At 45.6% G+C, this 17,368-nt stretch carries 16 protein-coding genes; 5 read left to right on the plus strand and 11 right to left on the minus strand.

The features are described 5' to 3' along the window. Positions 1 to 108 precede the first annotated feature (108 nt). Complete coding sequence (locus PLH26_RS11595) at positions 109 to 1,146, plus strand: agmatinase family protein (protein WP_324586182.1); 1,038 nt, start codon at positions 109 to 111, stop codon at positions 1,144 to 1,146. A 5-nt stretch (positions 1,147 to 1,151) separates the two neighbouring features. After that, a complete protein-coding gene (locus PLH26_RS11600) occupies positions 1,152 to 1,721 on the plus strand; it encodes a hypothetical protein (RefSeq protein WP_324586183.1) in 570 nt (189 codons plus the stop codon). 244 nt (positions 1,722 to 1,965) lie between these two features. Here the strand turns inward: PLH26_RS11600 and rlmB are convergent, their stop codons facing one another. The 7 genes from rlmB to PLH26_RS11635 form a co-directional block, all read right to left on the minus strand. Beyond that, positions 1,966 to 2,709 (minus strand): 23S rRNA (guanosine(2251)-2'-O)-methyltransferase RlmB, encoded by a 744-nt coding sequence (rlmB, locus tag PLH26_RS11605; RefSeq protein ID WP_324586184.1) that lies wholly within the window; start codon positions 2,707 to 2,709, stop codon positions 1,966 to 1,968. Positions 2,710 to 2,719: 10 nt separating this feature from the next. After that, positions 2,720 to 2,905, minus strand: a complete 186-nt coding sequence (locus PLH26_RS11610; protein WP_324586185.1) for an NUDIX hydrolase — start codon at positions 2,903 to 2,905, stop codon at positions 2,720 to 2,722. A 14-nt stretch (positions 2,906 to 2,919) separates the two neighbouring features. Next, positions 2,920 to 3,276 carry an NUDIX domain-containing protein gene (locus tag PLH26_RS11615; protein ID WP_324586186.1) on the minus strand — a complete coding sequence of 119 codons (357 nt, stop codon included), beginning with the start codon at positions 3,274 to 3,276 and terminating at the stop codon, positions 2,920 to 2,922. A 143-nt stretch (positions 3,277 to 3,419) separates the two neighbouring features. Then, on the minus strand, positions 3,420 to 4,130 hold the full coding sequence (locus PLH26_RS11620) for an FISUMP domain-containing protein (RefSeq protein ID WP_324586187.1): 711 nt from the start codon (positions 4,128 to 4,130) through the stop codon (positions 3,420 to 3,422). Positions 4,131 to 4,214: 84 nt separating this feature from the next. Then, the gene (locus tag PLH26_RS11625; protein ID WP_324586188.1) at positions 4,215 to 6,023 is read right to left on the minus strand and encodes an ELWxxDGT repeat protein; all 1,809 of its coding nucleotides are present in this window, start codon (positions 6,021 to 6,023) and stop codon (positions 4,215 to 4,217) included. 202 nt (positions 6,024 to 6,225) lie between these two features. Next, positions 6,226 to 6,846 (minus strand): response regulator, encoded by a 621-nt coding sequence (locus PLH26_RS11630; protein ID WP_324586189.1) that lies wholly within the window; start codon positions 6,844 to 6,846, stop codon positions 6,226 to 6,228. Between the two features lie 65 nt (positions 6,847 to 6,911). After that, positions 6,912 to 8,777, minus strand: coding sequence for an ATP-binding protein (locus PLH26_RS11635; protein ID WP_324586190.1), 1,866 nt, complete (start codon positions 8,775 to 8,777; stop codon positions 6,912 to 6,914). Between the two features lie 102 nt (positions 8,778 to 8,879). Here PLH26_RS11635 and PLH26_RS11640 point away from each other — a divergent pair, with 102 nt between their 5' ends. The 3 genes from PLH26_RS11640 (at position 8,880) to PLH26_RS11650 (ending at position 14,768) form a co-directional block, all read left to right on the plus strand. Then, positions 8,880 to 10,850: an alpha-amylase family protein gene (locus PLH26_RS11640; protein WP_324586191.1), complete on the plus strand. Its 1,971-nt coding sequence runs from the start codon at positions 8,880 to 8,882 to the stop codon at positions 10,848 to 10,850. A 226-nt stretch (positions 10,851 to 11,076) separates the two neighbouring features. Then, positions 11,077 to 13,536 (plus strand): translocation/assembly module TamB domain-containing protein, encoded by a 2,460-nt coding sequence (locus PLH26_RS11645; protein WP_324586192.1) that lies wholly within the window; start codon positions 11,077 to 11,079, stop codon positions 13,534 to 13,536. A 902-nt stretch (positions 13,537 to 14,438) separates the two neighbouring features. Further along, positions 14,439 to 14,768, plus strand: a complete 330-nt coding sequence (locus PLH26_RS11650) for a helix-turn-helix domain-containing protein (protein WP_324586193.1) — start codon at positions 14,439 to 14,441, stop codon at positions 14,766 to 14,768. Between the two features lie 91 nt (positions 14,769 to 14,859). Here the strand turns inward: PLH26_RS11650 and PLH26_RS11655 are convergent, their stop codons facing one another. The 4 genes from PLH26_RS11655 to PLH26_RS11670 all read right to left on the minus strand — a co-directional run. Further along, complete coding sequence (locus PLH26_RS11655) at positions 14,860 to 15,243, minus strand: DUF3997 domain-containing protein (protein ID WP_324586194.1); 384 nt, start codon at positions 15,241 to 15,243, stop codon at positions 14,860 to 14,862. 12 nt (positions 15,244 to 15,255) lie between these two features. Next, positions 15,256 to 15,495, minus strand: coding sequence for a hypothetical protein (locus tag PLH26_RS11660; protein ID WP_324586195.1), 240 nt, complete (start codon positions 15,493 to 15,495; stop codon positions 15,256 to 15,258). A gap of 103 nt (positions 15,496 to 15,598) precedes the next feature. Continuing rightward, a complete protein-coding gene (gene metK, locus PLH26_RS11665) occupies positions 15,599 to 16,849 on the minus strand; it encodes a methionine adenosyltransferase (RefSeq protein WP_324586196.1) in 1,251 nt (416 codons plus the stop codon). Positions 16,850 to 16,932: 83 nt separating this feature from the next. Then, the coding region (locus PLH26_RS11670) for a hypothetical protein (protein WP_324586197.1) at positions 16,933 to 17,368 on the minus strand (436 nt) is incomplete at its 5' end.

Consider the following 17,368-nt stretch of genomic DNA (forward strand, 5'->3'; position numbering starts at 1 on the left):
CAAATTCTCCCCCTGCATCCTTCTTTGTAATTATAACGTTATTAAGTTTGTTATTGCAAAGAACTGCTATAACTTGCACCGCTTTTTGAAGCATCATTTTATTTGATCATGGATCTATCGAAGTTTGACCCCAATTGTTCAGGCAACCCTAATTACAATATTTTCGGTTTGCCTTTTTCTGAAGAAGAAGCGAGGCTTGTAGTACTGCCGGTACCCTGGGAAGTTACGGTGAGCTACCTTGCCGGCACGGCAAGAGCCCCGGAACGCATTCAAAAGGCGAGTTTGCATGTGGATCTTTTTGATGCCGACGTGAACGAGGGCTGGAAGCAGGGATTCTTTTTGCGTGAGCCGGATAAAAAAATTCTGTTTAAAAACGATTATCTGCGCAAAGAATCTGAGCTTTTCATTGATTATATCTCCCACGGTCAAAAAATTGATGAAAATCGCTTCATGTGCAAGGCGCTTAAGGAAGTAAATGAGGGGAGTGATTTTTTGAATGCATGGGTATACGATCAAACCAAAGCTTTATTGGACAAAGGCAAGCTGGTTGGGTTGTTGGGCGGTGATCACAGCACGCCACTGGGATTTTATAAGGCTATTTCCGAAAAACACAACGACTTTGGTATTTTACAAATTGATGCCCATTGCGATCTTCGCGAAGCTTACCTGCAATTTACCTATTCGCATGCTTCCATAATGTACAATGCTTTAAATGAAATTCCACAGCTCACCCGCCTGGTGCAGGTGGGTGTTCGCGATTACAGCCAGAGTGAATGGGATTACATCTGCAACAGCTGCAACAGGGTAGTTACTTATTTCGATAAGCAGATAAAGGAACGCCAGTATGAAGGATTAAGCTGGCAGTATCTGGCAGATGAGATCATCAACCATCTTCCACAAAAAGTATACATCAGCTTCGATATTGACGGTTTGAACAGGACCTTATGTCCGCATACGGGAATGCCTGTTCCGGGAGGGTTTGAGGCAGAACAGCTGTTTTATCTTTTCCGAAAAATACTGGAAGGCGGCCGTCAGCTTATCGGATTCGATTTGTGCGAGGTGGGCATCAGCAGCAATGAGTGGGATGAAAATGTGGGTGCAAGAGTATTGTTCAAATTGTGTAACCTTATGGTAGCAAGCAACTGATATTTATGTCGAAAAAGAAGAGTGAACTGTTCCAGTACATACTTATACTGAAAAAAGAAAACCCGGAAAATATCAACTATATCAGCTTCCTGCTTTGCTTTATTTCCTGGATATTTTTTTTGTATCACACCTATACCTATGGAAGCTATTCTTCCGTATTGTTTTGGGTGCACTGGCTCGTTCCGGCTGTATTGATATGGACGATCAGGGTAAGAAGAAGGGTCAGCAAAGCCGTAACTTATAAACACCCGTTGTTCGTTACCGGACTACTGTGGATGCTGGTTCCCGGGATGCGATGGATCGCCCTGCTGTTCATTTTATTCATTTTATTCGATCACCAGGCGCGCCACCCGCTCGAAATTGGCGTATCCGATGAAAGAATAGTGATCAATACTTTTTTCAGGAAACGGTACGAATGGACTGCATTTTCAAACGTGGTGCTTAAAGACGGTTTACTTACCCTGGATTTTAAGAACAACAGGATGCTTCAGAGAGAGATCATCATGCATGATGTAAACGAAAGCGAGTTCAATGACTTTTGCCGGGAACAGATAGATTTGAGATTTAAGATTTAAGACCTGCCCGTCCGGCAGGCGGGTTTGAGATTGTGCCTGAATTAATTTGTAGTTTATTGTTTATAGTTGCATCGCTTCCGGATTTAGGATTTGAAACCTGAATTTTATCCACCCTGGCGGACAGGTTTGGTTCTTGTTATTGTCTTTTGATGCTTTGTATTCTCTTCGGATTTCGGATTCCCGGCTTCGAATTTAATATTTGGATTTTACCTGGTTCTTGTTGTTTGTCATTTGATGCTTTGTATTAGTGTACTGCCATCCGTTGCTTCATCGCTTCATACAAAATAATTCCCGCTGCAACAGATACATTGTAAGAATCAAAGCTGCCGGCAATGGGTATGGCAAAATGGCCGTCGGATGCCCTGGTTAAAAACCGCTGGATCCCTTTTTCTTCATTGCCCATAATAATGCAGCAGGGTGTATTAAACTCAACTTCATATACCTTTTGGGCTGCTTTCATTTCAGCGGCCAGCACCTTTATGCCATTTAAGTGCAGGGTATCTACCGCATGCGCCAGACTGCTTACTCTTGACAGGTGCACCAGTTCCAATGCGCCGGCCGATGATTTCATCGTTTCTTCATTCAGCGCTCCCACGCCTTTGTCGGGTATAATAATGCACTGGGCGCCGCAGCACACTGCTGTGCGGGCAATGGCCCCAATATTTCTTACGTCTGTTACACCATCCAGCATAATAAATAAAGGATGCTCTCCTTTGCTTACAACATGATCAATGACCTGCTGCAGTTCGGTATACTGCACCATGGCAGCAATGGCCACAACGCCCTGGTGGTTGGCTTTTGTAAGGCCGTTCAGCTTTTCGGCAGGCACCATTTGTATGGGAACATGATTATCTTTTGCCAACCGGCGGATATGCTGGATATTTTCGCCATTGATGTTTTTATACATGAAGATCTTATCAATGGCCTTACCGCTTTCAAAAGCTTCAATGAGGGGCTGGCGGCCGATGATCAGTGATGATTTTTTCAATGTGGAATAATTATATAAGGTGATTTTCTAAAAGATAGTTTACTTTTAAAATGGCGGCAACAGATACGGAATCCGTTATGGCTCCGTTAATGACCATATCAAACGCTTCTGTAAAAGGGAGCTTTTTTATAGCCAGTTGTTCCGATTCTTCCGGCGCTGCTTCATGCAACGACAGCCCGCGTGCAAGATACACCATACAGGTTTCATCGGTTATGAATTAGACAAATGCATATCCAGCACCTTATCCCATTTTTCTGCTTTTATACCTGTTTCTTCCAGCAGTTCGCGTTGTGCCGAGAGCAGCGGGTTGGTATGCAGTTCCCCGCCGCCTTCCGGTATTTCCCAGCTATAGGCATCCGGCGGAAAGCGATATTGTCCAACCAGCCAGGTATTGCCCTCCGTGTCGAGCGGTACAATGCCTATAGCATTGTTTTTGAAATGCACTTTACCGTAAATGCCCTTTCCGCCACCCGGGTTGATCACATTATATTCTGTTACCTGTATCCATGGATTATCATAAACCTGCTTCTGATCAATGATCTGCCAGGGGTTATGCCGGTCATTCATAAACAATAAAAATTTATAAACAGAAAACCGGATGAAATTATACAAAAAAACAAAGCCGGAAGCTGATATTTCCGGCAATACTTACACTATATTAATTCCAGGCCATGAAAGACATACCAAAGCAGCGTTACATATCCGCAGCTTCAATTTTTTACGCAACGCACAGAAAGTCCTTCTTTTTCGGATGTAGTATTTAAAGAGCTGACCATGGCGGAGTTGAGTGATAAAATATAGGAATATAAAAATGTTCCTGCTTTGGTGGATGACCAAAAAGCTGCAGTAGTTCCTTTTCCTCCAAATATACCCAGGTTGTTGCCTCGCCCACCTGCCGCCAAACCTGTAAAACCACTACTGTTGTCTCCCGGATGGGTTGATCCGTTATCCCATGAGGTAGTTGCTTTCAACTTCACGCCGGCAGTGATCTCTCCACCCAAAAATGCAGTCAGTGTTTCCCATTCTTCTTTTGTAGGTATATGCCAGCCCTGGGGAGCCAGCTTACCGCTATTGACCGCAGCCCAGTTATAAAGCTGCCCGTATATTTTCCCGTTATTCTCATCGTTGTCGTAATAGCAGCGGAGCCCGCCCGGGCGCTGTATCCAGGAGTCGGGATTTGCTGCAGAGGCAGTAGCATTGTATATTTCTCCGCCGTCATTATAATGGGTTACATTCAGGTTTTCAGCCATCCATACCTGGTTGCCGGTCTTAACGGTTTTGTATACATTACCGTCTACGTCCGTAACAGTACCTGTTTCTCCGGGATCATCATCCTGGTCTCCGGGGGTATTGTCTTTGTTACATGACAGGAATACCAGCGTAAATGCTGTAAGCATAATTGCCGGAAGTTTTTGTAGCATGCTCATATAATTTAATTTTAAAAACAGGTTAAAGCTTTATTCAGTAAATTTCACTGACGCTATGTGGAATAAATGGAATCAGAGCTATCGCTTTATAAATTTCAGGCTTATTATAGCTGCATCTTTTTGCACGAGTTTTAATACATACAACCCTTTGCTCAGTGTGCCGATATCAATAGTAACCTTCTTATCCTGTGAAAGCAATACCTTTCTTCCCGCAATATCAAAGATCTCCATGTAGCTTATATCCCTGTTCTCAATACCGGTTAAAGTGATGGTGTTGTTGGCAGGATTGGGTATTACGCTCAACCGCGTTGCAGCGCTTCCACAGTTAGTATTCAATACTTTTGAATAAGCTGACCTGCCATCTGTATCTCTTTGTACGATCCTGAAGTACCGGTAATTGTTTTTCGGACTGTTCTCAATATACTGGTAAGAACGGGTTGTGCTGCTGTTCCCGGCAGCAGCAATGGTATCCCTGTTATGCCAGTTTGCAGCGTCGGCACTTGCCTGAACAATAAAATCATTGGTATTTATTTCTGTGGCTGTCTTCCAGTTAAGACGCGGTGAACCTGCCACGCAATCACTGCCCAGTTCTTCCCACGTCACGGGCAAGATCGTTTCGTTTAATTTATATAATTCTTCTCCAAGTCCATTGTCGAGGACGCCCCGGAAATACAGGTTGCCATTGAGTGCGATAAGCACCCTGCCGCCTGTAGAAACATTCGGAAAGGTACTGCCGGCTTCGGGATACAGGTCGGCAACCAACGCAGTACCTGTTCCTGTTCCATCTGTTGCCCAGATTTCATATCCATGATCAGACGTGTTGGCAACAAAATAAACCCTGCCGGCGTGATCTGTAAAATTTGAAGAATTGGAACCCAATGATCCGGGATTAATATCTTTTACAAACATAGTACCACCCGGGGTGCCATCGCTTTTCCAAAGTTCACTATTTGAAGAAGCTCCCGGGAATCCTGAAAAATATAGTGTATTGTTGATATTTATAAGATGCTGCACGCCCCCATCGGTACTGTTGATATCCATATCTTTTACCATTACCGTTCCGGCTTCCGTGCCATCGCTTTTCCATAAACCGGCACCTCCTTCGCCCTCTATTTTTGCAGCAAAGTATACTTCGTTATTAAATGCTGTAAGATCGGAAGGTTGAATACCGTAAGGAAACCTTGACGCGTTGGTTGAAACCATTACAGTACCTCCTTCCGTACCATCGCTTTTCCACAAGGTAGAGCTGCCTCCAAGGCTTGGCCAGTCCCCTCTGAAAAAAATCGTACTGTTTGCATTTATAAGATTGTCGGGCATAATATAACCAAACCCTACTGAATTGGAATAAGTACTTACCACCAATCCGGTACCGGCTGCTGTACCATCCGTTTTCCATAAGCCACGGCTGGCGAAAGGAATACTGGTTGTTGTAACCGAAAAATAAAGCTCACCGTTCACATCCGTCAGCGATATGGGGTAGGAATCTCCGCTGCCGGGATTAATGTCTTGTACCATCTGCGTACCGGCTGCTGTGCCGTCGCTCCGCCAAAGCTCTCCGCCGTTTGTTCCGTTATCGGCCGAAAAGTACAGGTAACCATTGCTCACCGTAAGCCATTCGGGGAACGATCCGTCGCTACCAGGGTTAATGTCTCTTACCATTACCGTTCCGGCTTCTGTTCCATCCGATTTCCATAACTCCCTGCCATGTACACCGTCAACAGCGCTGAAATAGATTGCATTGTTATATGAAGCAAGGAATTTGGGCTCGCTGCCCGCACCTCCAGGCCGAATGTCTTTTACGGCTGTGGCCGTAACCTGCGATAAAGCAGTGAAGGCATGTACCAGGAAAAAAAAGATAAAAATCCCACAACGTAAACTTTGTTGCATGATATACGGTTTGTTCAACAAAATTTCAACAAAAGTTAAAATGATGCAACCCCAAAAAGGGTGATGGGGGGATTTGTGAATTGTCAATGGTGAATAGTGAATGGGGCAATAGCATAGAGGCTAAGACATTATCTTACTGTACACGGGGTTATAGTTTTTAATTTTTCTGGCAGATGAACGCATTCACTATTCACCCTGCCCCTCAGATCAGCTTTTCGTTGATGGCTTTGCTAACGGCCTCCGTAGCCGAGCGCACCTGCAGCTTTTCGTAAATATGCTTGATATGGGTGCGCACCGTTTCAAAAGAAATATTAAGCCCCGCGGCAATCATCTTATAGCTGTTGCCTTTACAAAGCCATTCGAGTATTTCTTTTTCCCGTAGGCTGAAATGATACTGTTCCTTTGGAGAAGTTTTCTGCATTGCCTGTATGATCATCTTGGCTACCGAAGGGCTTAGCGTAGCGCCTTCCGCGATCATTTCCTTGATGGAGGGAACAAGCTTTTCTGATATGCTTTTTTTGAGCAGGTAACCCGATGCACCCGCGCATATGGCTTCCAGTATATGGGCGTTGTCGTCAAATACGGTCAGCATAATAACAGGCACCTTCCTGTTAAACGTTCTTATTATTTTAACCGCCTCAATGCCCGATACACCCGGCATATCAATGTCCATCAAAATAATATCCGGCATAGCTGCCGGCGAAGAGAGCGTAAACAGGTCAAAGCTGCCGGTTACTGAAAATTCTCCCGACAGGTCAAGCAATTGTTCAAGGCTCTGCCTGAGCGCGGCATTGTCATCATAAATATGGATCGTGATCGGCATACAAAATTGTAAAGTTAGCATCAAAAAACTGCCTGCGCCTCCCCATTTCGGGTGATGATAATGGCTTATCCTATAGGAAATACCAATTGAACAGAAGTGCCCTTGCCTGCTGATGTGTTCAATATAAGATCACCCCCGAGTGTTGTTGCCCTTGCTTTCATATTGACCAGGCCATTTCCTTTTTTTACGGTATCCGGGTCGAAACCGGTGCCGTTATCGGTTATGGTTATCTGTATCCTGTTATGATCTGTCACTTCGCTGTTTACCTCCAGCAGGCTGCAACGGCTGTATTTTACCGCATTGTTGATGATCTCTTTACACAGCAGCAAAACATGCCTGCGTTTGTTGGCATCAAGCGGGATCCGGTCTGATGCGCTTTCCATATTTATTTTCAATTGTATCTGCAAAGGCTCGCATACTTCAGCCGCAAATTCACGTACACGTGTCATCACACTCCCAAAATTATCGTTGCCGGGGTTTACAGACCATACAATATCGCTCATGCTGTCCATTGTGCTTGCCGTATATTGCTTGATCTTTTGCAACTGTCCGGCAACAACACCTGCATCTTCTTTTTTGGCAAGCGCAATGCGGCTGCTGATGTCTATTACGGAAAGCGCCGAACCGATATCGTCGTGCAGGTCTCCCGCTATCTGGTTGCGCAGCAATTGTTCGTTCAATCTTCTTTTGATGCGCACACGGTTAAACAGCAACCAGCCGATCAGTACAGACGCAATAAAAAGCACCCCGAAAAGATATTGCAGCAAACGGTTTTTCCTGTTGTCGGCTTCTGTGAGCTCGTTTTGTGTTTTCAGCAATACAATTTCATTTTCCTTTTTCCCGGTTTCAAATTTCTCCTTCAATTCAGTGGTAAGTCTCACCTGTTCAGAAAGATCAATAGAATCCCTCAACACCGCTGCATTGTTAAGGTATTGATATGCTTTCTTAAAGTTGCCGTTTTCACTATGCATATCGGCCATCGCCCGGGCTATATCATATTGAAAGTTCAGCATTTTAAGGGTATCGCTGATGCGGTATGCTTCAGTAAAATATTGCTCCGCATCTCCCGGCCTTTGCAGTTTCCACAAAGTCTTCCCCATGTTCATGGCTTCATAAGCGATATCGCCCTTATTGTTAATCTTTTTGAAAGTGGTATAGGCATTGGAATAATGCTCCAGCGCTTTGTTGAAATGCTCTTTTTGATAATAGCTTTCTGCAATGTGCTCCTGTATCATTGCGGAACGGTAGGGCGAAGCCGCCTGCCTGGAAGCAACAGCATTACATTGATCTAAAATGTACAGGCTGCTGTCGGGCAACTTTAAATTCCTGTAAAGTATGCTAAGGCTGATGCCTGTGCTGATATAACGGAAGTCATCCTGCTGCTGCTGAAACCCGGCAAGCGCTTTGTTCAGGTATGCCGCGGCGCGTTTATAATCTTTTGCTTCCCGGTATACAACGCCCAGTTGCCGTTGTACATTGGTATGATAAGGAATATTGCCGGTTGCTGTGCACAACGAATCCGCCTGTGTGAGATATTGCAGGGCGTTTGCAATTTTATTTTGCTTGGTATATACTTCTGAAATGTTGATGCAGGCCCTGATGATACCATTGGTATCACTGGCTTTGCCAAAAAGCTGCCAGGCAGTATACAGGCTGTTCACGGAAGAATCAAGAAACCCTTTGTGCAGGTATGCCCAGCCCATCGCATTGTGCATATTGGCTAAAGACAGGTTGCCGGCATACGATGTTGCTTTTGCCAGCAATGCTTTGGTAAGGGATAGTATCGAATCGGAATGCCCCGAAGCCGATGCAAAAGCAGAGTCTGCCTGCGCAAACAACAGCGAGTCCTTTTCGTTTTTAAAACGGGATTGTGCGTATCCGTTGGCAAAAGATACAGCCAGCAGCAATACAATTATGACCCGTATTCGCATAATTAAATATAATATCTTTCACCCGCTTCACCTGTAATTTATTGAAATATTCAAAAGCCATAAGTGTAAGTTTGCGCCTGTGGCATAAGTCAATAACTTTTAATGAAACACAGTTATCATATCCTGTTTACCGTTTTGCTTACCTGCATTACCGGTATTGCCATTGGTCAGCCGCACGCGGAAGTGCGGGAATATGAAGGAGCGCCTGCGCTTTTTATCAACGGTGAGCCCTATCCGCCATATGCCTATATGTCGTACCTGGGTGAAAAGAAATATTATAAAGAAATGGCAGCCGCAGGTGTGCACCTGTATAATATTCCTGCTTATCTGGGCGACAGGGGGATCAATTCAACCAGCGGCATCAAAGCGTTCCGTCCCCATATATGGGTTGGCGAAAACGAGTTTGATTACTCAGGCCTAATAAAAGACTTTGACGAGATATTGTCGGCAGATCCGGAAGCAATGGTCATTATCCGGATCCACCTCGACGCGCCGGCGTGGTGGGAAGCGCTGCACCCCGGAACAGCCTGCATGCTTCCCGACGGATCGTTGTACCGCACCAGCTTTTACAGCCCTTTGTGGAGAGCAGAGGCAGGGCGGGTGTTGACCGCAATGATCCATTGGCTTTTGCATTCCGCGTATGCCCGAAATCTTATCGGGATACATGTGGCAGGTGGCTTTACCGAGGAGTGGATGTATCATTTCAGGGATGCGTTTTACGATGAAAACCCGGTGCGGCTGAAGGCATTCCGTCAATGGCTGCGCGTACGCTATCACAACAGCAATGCAGCGCTGCGGCGGGCATGGGCGCAGCCTGCTGTTGATTTTGAAACGGCAACACTTGGCGATATAAGCGGAAAACACAGGAAAGCGGAATGGCGGGACGCCGATACGGCAGGACAGGTGTTTGATACCTTTGATTTCCACGCGGAAACCATGGCATACAACGTAGCCTACTTTTGTAAAATAGTAAAACAGGCCTCAGCCGGTAAGCTGTTGAGCGGCGCATTTTACGGCTATCATTTTTTTGTAAGCGACCTGCGGCGGGGTCATGGCGCTTTATCCACCTTGCTGCGCTGTAAAGACCTCGACTATTTGTCGAGTCCTAATGATTACAACAGGGTGAGCGGTGAAGACTGGGCGCCTTTTGCCGCAATTAAATCTGTTCAGTTGCATGGTAAATTATGGCTGGCAGAAAACGATACCCGCACAGCCGTAACAACCATGCTGAGAGACAGGGCACCACATGTAGCACCGCCGGGCACAGCTTACACGGATGGCGTTTGGCTGGGACCCAAAACGATGGAAGAGTCGGTAGCGCTGTTAAGAAAGAACCTGGGCCGCATGCTTGCTTATGGCTACGGCGGCTGGTGGTTTGATATGTGGGGCGGCTGGTTCAGCCACCCGCAATTGCTGGATGTTATTAAAAGCGGACAGGAGTATTTTTATAAATACCCGGACAAACATATTCCTGAGACGGATCCGCAGGTGGCGGTGTTTGTTGATGAAAAGCTGGGGTTCATGGATGCCTCCTTCGGAAGCCTTACGGGTAATATATTGCATAACCGCTATGCGCTTGGTAAAATGGGCGCTCCCTATGACCTGTATTTAAGAGAAGATATCGGCAATGCGCCCCAAAAATACCGTGTTATCTGGCTGTTGGGTTTTTTAAAGCTGAAGCCGCAGGAAGAAACACTCATAGCCTCAGCCACGCGGGGTGGCGCCTGGGTACTGTGGACGGATGGCTATAACACAAAAGTATATTCACCCGGCAATGGAACAACAGCGGCAGAAAGGCCCTTACAATGGGATGCCCGGGCATTGAACGACCTGTTGGGCAAAGCTAAAGTGCACCGGTACCTGCAACCGGGCGGGGAGGTGCTTTATGCAGGAAGAGGATGGGTGGTGGTCCATTCGGCTAAAGGTGGAGATCAATTGCTGCGGCTTCCATTTAAAGCCAGGATCATTGATCCTCAATCGGGAAAGGTAATTGCAGAATCGAACCAACTGGAAATAGGTATCCCGCCCAACTCCACGAGGCTGTTTCGCATTAAGCAGATTAGATCGCGCTGAAATCTTCATAAAAGCTATTGCGGGGATCCGGGCCCCCGCAATGAAAAGAATGTATTTTTAGCTTCAATAATAAGGATGACCCCGTCAATTCCCTTATCTGTTGCGCTCCAACTGCATCTTGCAACAATTGTTATACTCTTTGCAACATTTGTTATAGCGCCAACCGGCACCTGCTATTAGCTTTGAACCGTTTTCCCAGCTTATTCTTTCAATAAAAACGTTCGTTATGGCATCTTCTCCCTTTTCTCCCCGGGCAGCCTGGCTGAGCTTCATCATTTCCGGACTTATTACGATAAGTTCCTGCCAGAAAGAGATGAGTGCGCCTCCGCGGCAAACCATTACTTTACCTGCGCCTGCCGGAAGCGGCAGCAGCTTTGTAATTGAGTCAGACAATATTGTGTCAACGGCAAATGGCTTTGATTTCACCGGCACACTGAATGCCAAAACAGACGATGGCTCATCTTTTGCTGTGGGTGAGGGCTCATTTAAGGTAGTTACCAACAGCGACAGTTCAATTGCTTCTTTCAGTGGCGTGGGTATGGCAGAATTTCCCAATGTGGGCATATTCAGTGAAATACGCAATTCGATGGCATGGGAAAAAATAAAATCCCATATAGAATATGAAACAGGAAGCTATTATATACAAAATTATGGTACGGATATTCCACTTGCGGAAGATCAGAAATACCTGCATATCAGGGTGTTCAATGAAGATACCGGAGATAAATTTCAACTTAGAAATGTAGCCAATTCCATTATTTACAGCTTTGTAGATTTTTACCTTGATCCCAAAGATCCCGCTGTGTTCTTTAAAACACAATTGTATAAACCCGGGGGCAATGCCAAAGAAGCAGCCAACACGGTAAGCAGGTTCTGGAAAAAGGCGGCCGACAAACTGGTAGCACTGGGAAAAGAAGGATTTGAATATGCAGATGCAACCGGATTAACTATCGGTATATCAAACAACGGATTATTTCTTTCCAAACCATATGATTTTAAAATAAGCGACCCGGAAACTTTTAAACAAAACTTTGGTTTTGATCGTTTTATGGAATTGCCTTCTCATCTATTTTTCCGTTTAGCGGGTATACCCATACCGTCCACGGGTGTGCTGCAGCTGTCCGGGGAGTCTTATGTGCATTATCCTGTGGGCTCATTAATTCCACCCTTGCGGGGTGAGAGCATAAAAGATAAATACACGGATGCGGTAGACTGGTTCCTGAACGATGAACAAAACGGCTATATGGTTTCTTTTACCGGGAGTGTTGACCCAGGTGGAAAAGGAATTGGGCTGGTGCTGGGTATGCTGCCCAATATCAATAAGATCGTGGGCAGGGAAATTTTTAACGAGGATTTTGATTTTGATATTACCGGTGCCACCACCCAATGGCAGATCCCTGGCCCCAACCAGCTCGGAAACGGACAGGTCCCTTCATTTTACAGGTTTGGCGGAGAAATAAAAACCCCTGTTGTGGCAGAGATATTTGGGGAGAGAATAAAGAAATACCTGTTTGCTCCTCCCGGTATGAATTCATTTTTTTATTGCAGTATCGGGCCCGAAATTGAAGATATCAGGTTTCTCACAGAAAGTGAAGCACACATGCAGATCCCGTATTTTGGTGAGATAGATTTCGGACGTTCGAGCTTTATGATCAGTGCCGCCGGTATTGAATTTACCAGCAGGCAGATCAACGAGATCGGACCGCTTCATTTGTCGAAAGAGATAACAGGCAGTCTTTCTCCTGAAGGGTTTGAACTCTCGGGCTCTCTCGACAATAACATCACTTTAGCCAATGGCGTTGAACTGAGCGCCCGGCAAATGAGCCTGACGCTGAGCAGCGATTCGGGCATCACCTTTAACGGAACCGCAGTATTACCATTTGGACTGGGAGAAGCGGAGGGCAATGGAACCTTACGCAAAGAGGGAGTAAGCATATCAGGCAAATTAAGAGCAGGCGCTGAAATTATACTGGACAACGGAATGCGGTTACCCACGGCCGATATGAGCTTCAGCGCCTCCACCGATCCTGCTGAAGGAGTACAGCTTGAAGGTGGAGTAGATATCCCGCACCTTGGTTTTGTGCATGTAAAGGGAAAAATCAATACAGACGATTTTTTACTGGAAGGTGAGGTGAAAACAGCCGATATTGCCTTTGGAGATGTGAAATTGCCATCGGCGAATGGCATTGTACGTATTTCCAAAGCCACAGGGGTTTTCTTCAAAACCGAGCTCAACCTCGGGATTATTTTGGAAACCAATATACTGGCACAGGGCGCTGTTAACGCCAACGGTATAACATTAACAGGGTCCATATCAAGATCTGTACGCATAGCCGGTAACAGCTTTACCTTCTCCGGTGGCAGGCTAACCGCCGGGCCAACGGGAGTGAAGTTGAGCGGAAACATAGACCTGTCTGTTTTCAAGGTAAATGTGTCGGGCGATGTATACGGTGTTGATGACTTCCTCCTGAAAGGCAATTACAACTACAATACCCAATTTGTAAAAACCAATATAGGGGTTGCGGTAACGCCGCAAAAAATAAATTTAAGCGGACAGGGAACGGTATACGGCCTGCTGGGGAAAGAACTGTACAGCGGAGGGTTGATATTTGAGCCCAACTGGAGTGCAAGCACTATTAACATCTGCTATATGCTCAGCGGTGTAAAATATTGCGTGGGACTATAAATAGCAGCTACTGCCTGACCTGGCGCCACAGCGTAAAAAATATGCTCAACTGGCGCAGGTTTGGTAGTCCTGCTTTGTGTTTAGCCAGACCTACACTTTCTTCGGATTTCGAATTTGAAATTTCAGATTTGAAATTTCTTTGGTTCTTGTTTTTTGGGATTTGCTTCTTCCGCCATCGCCCCTGCCTGGTGTTGTCACCAGCGGTATTAACCATTCTGCTTTTAAAGCACTCCACTTTGAGTCGCGCTGGGGTCTTCATAAAGTGCCACTGTGAGGGGCCATGAGACCCCTGCGCTGAAGCATATTTTTTACGGTATACATTTTACATCTTGTCATCTTTAGCATTCGCCTGGGTCTCGCTCTTCGCTTCTTACCCACCCGGCGAAGACCCCGGCGGGAAAACAAATGGCAGGTATCAGAATTTAACGGCACAAGCGGGACGCTTGCGCCTGCCGGGGGCAATAAAATACTAAGCCCGGCAATCGCCAGGCTTCTTTATTGTTGTTTTGTAAATTAAGTAATGCGTTGGCAACAGGTCGGCTCTCTCGCACCACCAACGCTACAGACCTGCGCCAGTATCAAGATGCCGCTTTTGGCAAAACGGGTAAGGTCTATATTATCGTAGTAGGTGTTTTCTGTAGCTGCCTGCGCCGTTTCCATAAGTCGCGCTGGGGTCTTCATAAAGCGCCACTGTGAGGGGCCATGAGACCCCTGCGCTGAAGCATATTTTTTACGGTATATATTTTACATCTTGTCATTTTTAGCATTCGCCTGGGTCTCGCTCTTCGCTTCTTACCCACCCGGCGAAGACCCCGGCGGGAAAACAAATGGCAGGTATCAGAATTTAACGGCACAAGCGGGACGCTTGCGCCTGCCGGGGGTTTTGTAAATCAAGTAATGCGTTGGCAACAGGTCGGCTAACTCACACCACCAATGCTACAGACCTGCGCCAGTATCAGCTGGCGCAAAAGATTGACGCTTCCCGGGAGATCATCGGCAAGTATGAACGTAATGAGAACCTGCCATCTATTGAAATGGTGGCTAAAATGGCTAAAGCCTTTGGCGTAACGGTGGATTTTTTAATCGGCGAAGGGGAAAACGCCTCTTACGATAAAGAAACAGTAGAACGCATCAGCGATATACAAAAAATGGACGCCGATACCAAAAACGTCCTGTTCAATGTCATTGATACCTACATCCAGAATTTTAAAACTAAACAGGCTTTCAGGTAATTAAAAAACCGCTACAAATCGTAGCGGCTTCTTTGACCGGTCTGATCTGGTTTTTACTCAATGACTATGCTATTAGACCTGTTAGAAAGGACTATTTTAGGGAGAGGCTAATTTCTAACTCTTTTAATTGCTGATAGAAGCTACTGGAATCCATCGGCTCTACCGGAGTTCCGTCTGTTGTTTTATCAACTATCCAGTAATGAATAGGTAACCCTTCCCCGTTCCCTGTCATTTTATCTACTTCCTGCGACTTGGCTATGATATAGCGGTCATTGAATTTATATGACAGGACAACTGGTGGAACGATGTTGATTCCGCCTCCCTTATATTCAGGAGATTTATGATAAAGAATTGCTTGTGGATAGTCTTGTACGTACCTGTATTTATTTCCGAGATCAATGCTGTCATCCATACGGATAAAGGCACAGGAGCCTGAAAATGAAACAAAAAAATACAATAGCAATAGTTTTCTCATATTTATTATTAATTAGGGTTTATGGTTCCTACACCATAAATATATACAGGAAAACCATTTATCGCCTACGGGGTCTGCACCGCTGTAGCCACCGGCCATGATATTGCCACCGGCATCTTTGGCGATCTTCATCTGCTCGTCTAATAATACCCAGTTCAGGCGGGGATGACCCAGTCGGGCGGGCTGGTGATGCGGGCACACATTGCCCATCTCACGAACACCCAACAACGGCGGGGAAGGAAAAATGAGCAACTGTCAGGAATATGCCTTAACAACTTTCGCATTGCTACAATAAAAAATGCCGCAGCCCCACAAATAAAACCTGTGAACCTGCGGCAAAAAACGGATGTATCATTTATAACCCAAATGCCTTTTTCACTTCCTTCACTTTGTCTAATTTTTCCCAGGTAAACAGTTCTACTTTTACTTTCTTTACTTTACCATCCGGCGAAACAAAGGATTTGGTAACGATTTCCGGCTTACGCCCCATATGACCGTATGCCGCGGTTTCACTGTAGATGGGGTTGCGCAGCTTTAAGCGTTTTTCAATAAAATAAGGACGCATATCAAATATCTTTTCTACCGCTTTGCCGATCTCCCCGTCTGTTAAATCCACTTTGGAGGTACCAAAGGTCTTTACATTGATGCTGGTAGGCCTGGCAACGCCTATTGCATACGATACCTGCACCAGCACTTCATCTGCCACGCCTGCAGCCACCAGGTTCTTGGCAATATGACGTGTGGCATAGGCTGCCGAGCGGTCTACCTTTGAAGGATCTTTACCGCTGAATGCGCCGCCGCCATGTGCTCCTTTTCCGCCATAAGTATCTACGATTATTTTGCGCCCGGTTAAGCCGGTGTCGCCATGGGGACCGCCTATCACAAATTTTCCTGTTGGATTAATGTGGTATTTGATATTGTTGTTGAACAGCTTCGAATACTTTTTGTATTTCTTTTTTACACGGGGTATAAGAATACTGATGATGTCTTTTTTGATCTTATCCAGCATTTTGGTCTCGGTATCAAAATCGTCGTGCTGGGTAGAAACTACAATAGCGTCTATGCGAACAGGTTTGTTGTTGTCGTCATATTCAAGGGTTACCTGGCTTTTTGCGTCGGGGCGCAGGTATTTGATCTGCCTGTTCTCTTTTCTCAATGCCGATAATTCAATCAGTATTTTGTGCGCCAGGTCAAGCGCCAGCGGCATATAGCTTTCCGTTTCATTGCTGGCATATCCAAACATCATCCCCTGGTCGCCGGCGCCCTGTTCTTCCTTCTTTTTCCTGTCAACCCCCTGGTTAATATCGGCAGACTGTTCATGTATGGCCGACAATACGCCGCAGGAATGCGCTTCAAACATATACTCGCTTTTGGTATAGCCGATCTTACGTATCACACTGCGGGCAATTTCCTGCACATCGAGATATGCTTTGGATTTTACTTCACCAGCCAATACAACCTGCCCGGTGGTTACCAGCGTTTCGCATGCCACTTTGCTATTGGGATCGAAGGCCAAAAAATGATCAATCAAAGCATCGGATATCTGGTCGGCAATTTTGTCGGGGTGTCCTTCGGATACACTTTCTGAAGTAAATAAATAAGGCATTTTAAAGGATGTTTAATAAAATATAAAGCACCAGAATATAAGACCACATATTTTGGAGTGGCGCAAAGATAAGAAGCAGGGCCTTAAATTTTTGAATAAATTATACGCAGCCGCATCGGTTGTGAAGGGTGGCTTCCACCACCTACTATGGCTCTGCCCCTGGCTATCTGCTGGTTAATGCGGAATGCTACCCGGTTGCCGGTAATAACAGCGCCCGATTCTTTGGGATAAGTATAATAATCAAGCGTGGTTTGAGGTGCGAATAACCTTAAAGCGTAATTCCGGCTTTGGTTGGTAACTTTATTCTGCACATAACGCGTAAGATTGAAGAAGTATTTGTTGTCCTTCAGATAGCCTCCAAAGGTTTGGTAGTCGTATACATAATTGGTAAATGAATAATTAAAATCATCCGGCACGGTGAGGTACCTGTTATTGGCGCTGTCAATAAGATCTATAAAAAGAAAATCGGGTGTGCTGTATATTTCATTGCCGGGTAATGCAATGGACTCAAATGTGAGC

The sequence above is a fragment of the Agriterribacter sp. genome (assembly GCF_035444585.1).
GTDB lineage: Bacteria > Bacteroidota > Bacteroidia > Chitinophagales > Chitinophagaceae > Agriterribacter.

Excerpts from the sequence above, each read along its gene's own strand:
- PLH26_RS11595 (WP_324586182.1), top strand. The coding sequence starts at position 109 with ATGGATCTATCGAAGTTTGACCCCAATTGTTCAGGCAACCCTAATTAC.
- PLH26_RS11600 (WP_324586183.1), top strand. The coding sequence starts at position 1,152 with ATGTCGAAAAAGAAGAGTGAACTGTTCCAGTACATACTTATACTGAAA.
- PLH26_RS11610 (WP_324586185.1), bottom strand. The coding sequence starts at position 2,905 with ATGGTGTATCTTGCACGCGGGCTGTCGTTGCATGAAGCAGCGCCGGAA.
- PLH26_RS11615 (WP_324586186.1), bottom strand. The coding sequence starts at position 3,276 with ATGAATGACCGGCATAACCCCTGGCAGATCATTGATCAGAAGCAGGTT.
- PLH26_RS11620 (WP_324586187.1), bottom strand. The coding sequence starts at position 4,130 with ATGCTACAAAAACTTCCGGCAATTATGCTTACAGCATTTACGCTGGTA.
- PLH26_RS11625 (WP_324586188.1), bottom strand. The coding sequence starts at position 6,023 with ATGCAACAAAGTTTACGTTGTGGGATTTTTATCTTTTTTTTCCTGGTA.
- PLH26_RS11630 (WP_324586189.1), bottom strand. The coding sequence starts at position 6,846 with ATGCCGATCACGATCCATATTTATGATGACAATGCCGCGCTCAGGCAG.
- PLH26_RS11635 (WP_324586190.1), bottom strand. The coding sequence starts at position 8,777 with ATGCGAATACGGGTCATAATTGTATTGCTGCTGGCTGTATCTTTTGCC.
- PLH26_RS11640 (WP_324586191.1), top strand. The coding sequence starts at position 8,880 with ATGAAACACAGTTATCATATCCTGTTTACCGTTTTGCTTACCTGCATT.
- PLH26_RS11645 (WP_324586192.1), top strand. The coding sequence starts at position 11,077 with ATGGCATCTTCTCCCTTTTCTCCCCGGGCAGCCTGGCTGAGCTTCATC.
- PLH26_RS11655 (WP_324586194.1), bottom strand. The coding sequence starts at position 15,243 with ATGAGAAAACTATTGCTATTGTATTTTTTTGTTTCATTTTCAGGCTCC.
- metK (WP_324586196.1), bottom strand. The coding sequence starts at position 16,849 with ATGCCTTATTTATTTACTTCAGAAAGTGTATCCGAAGGACACCCCGAC.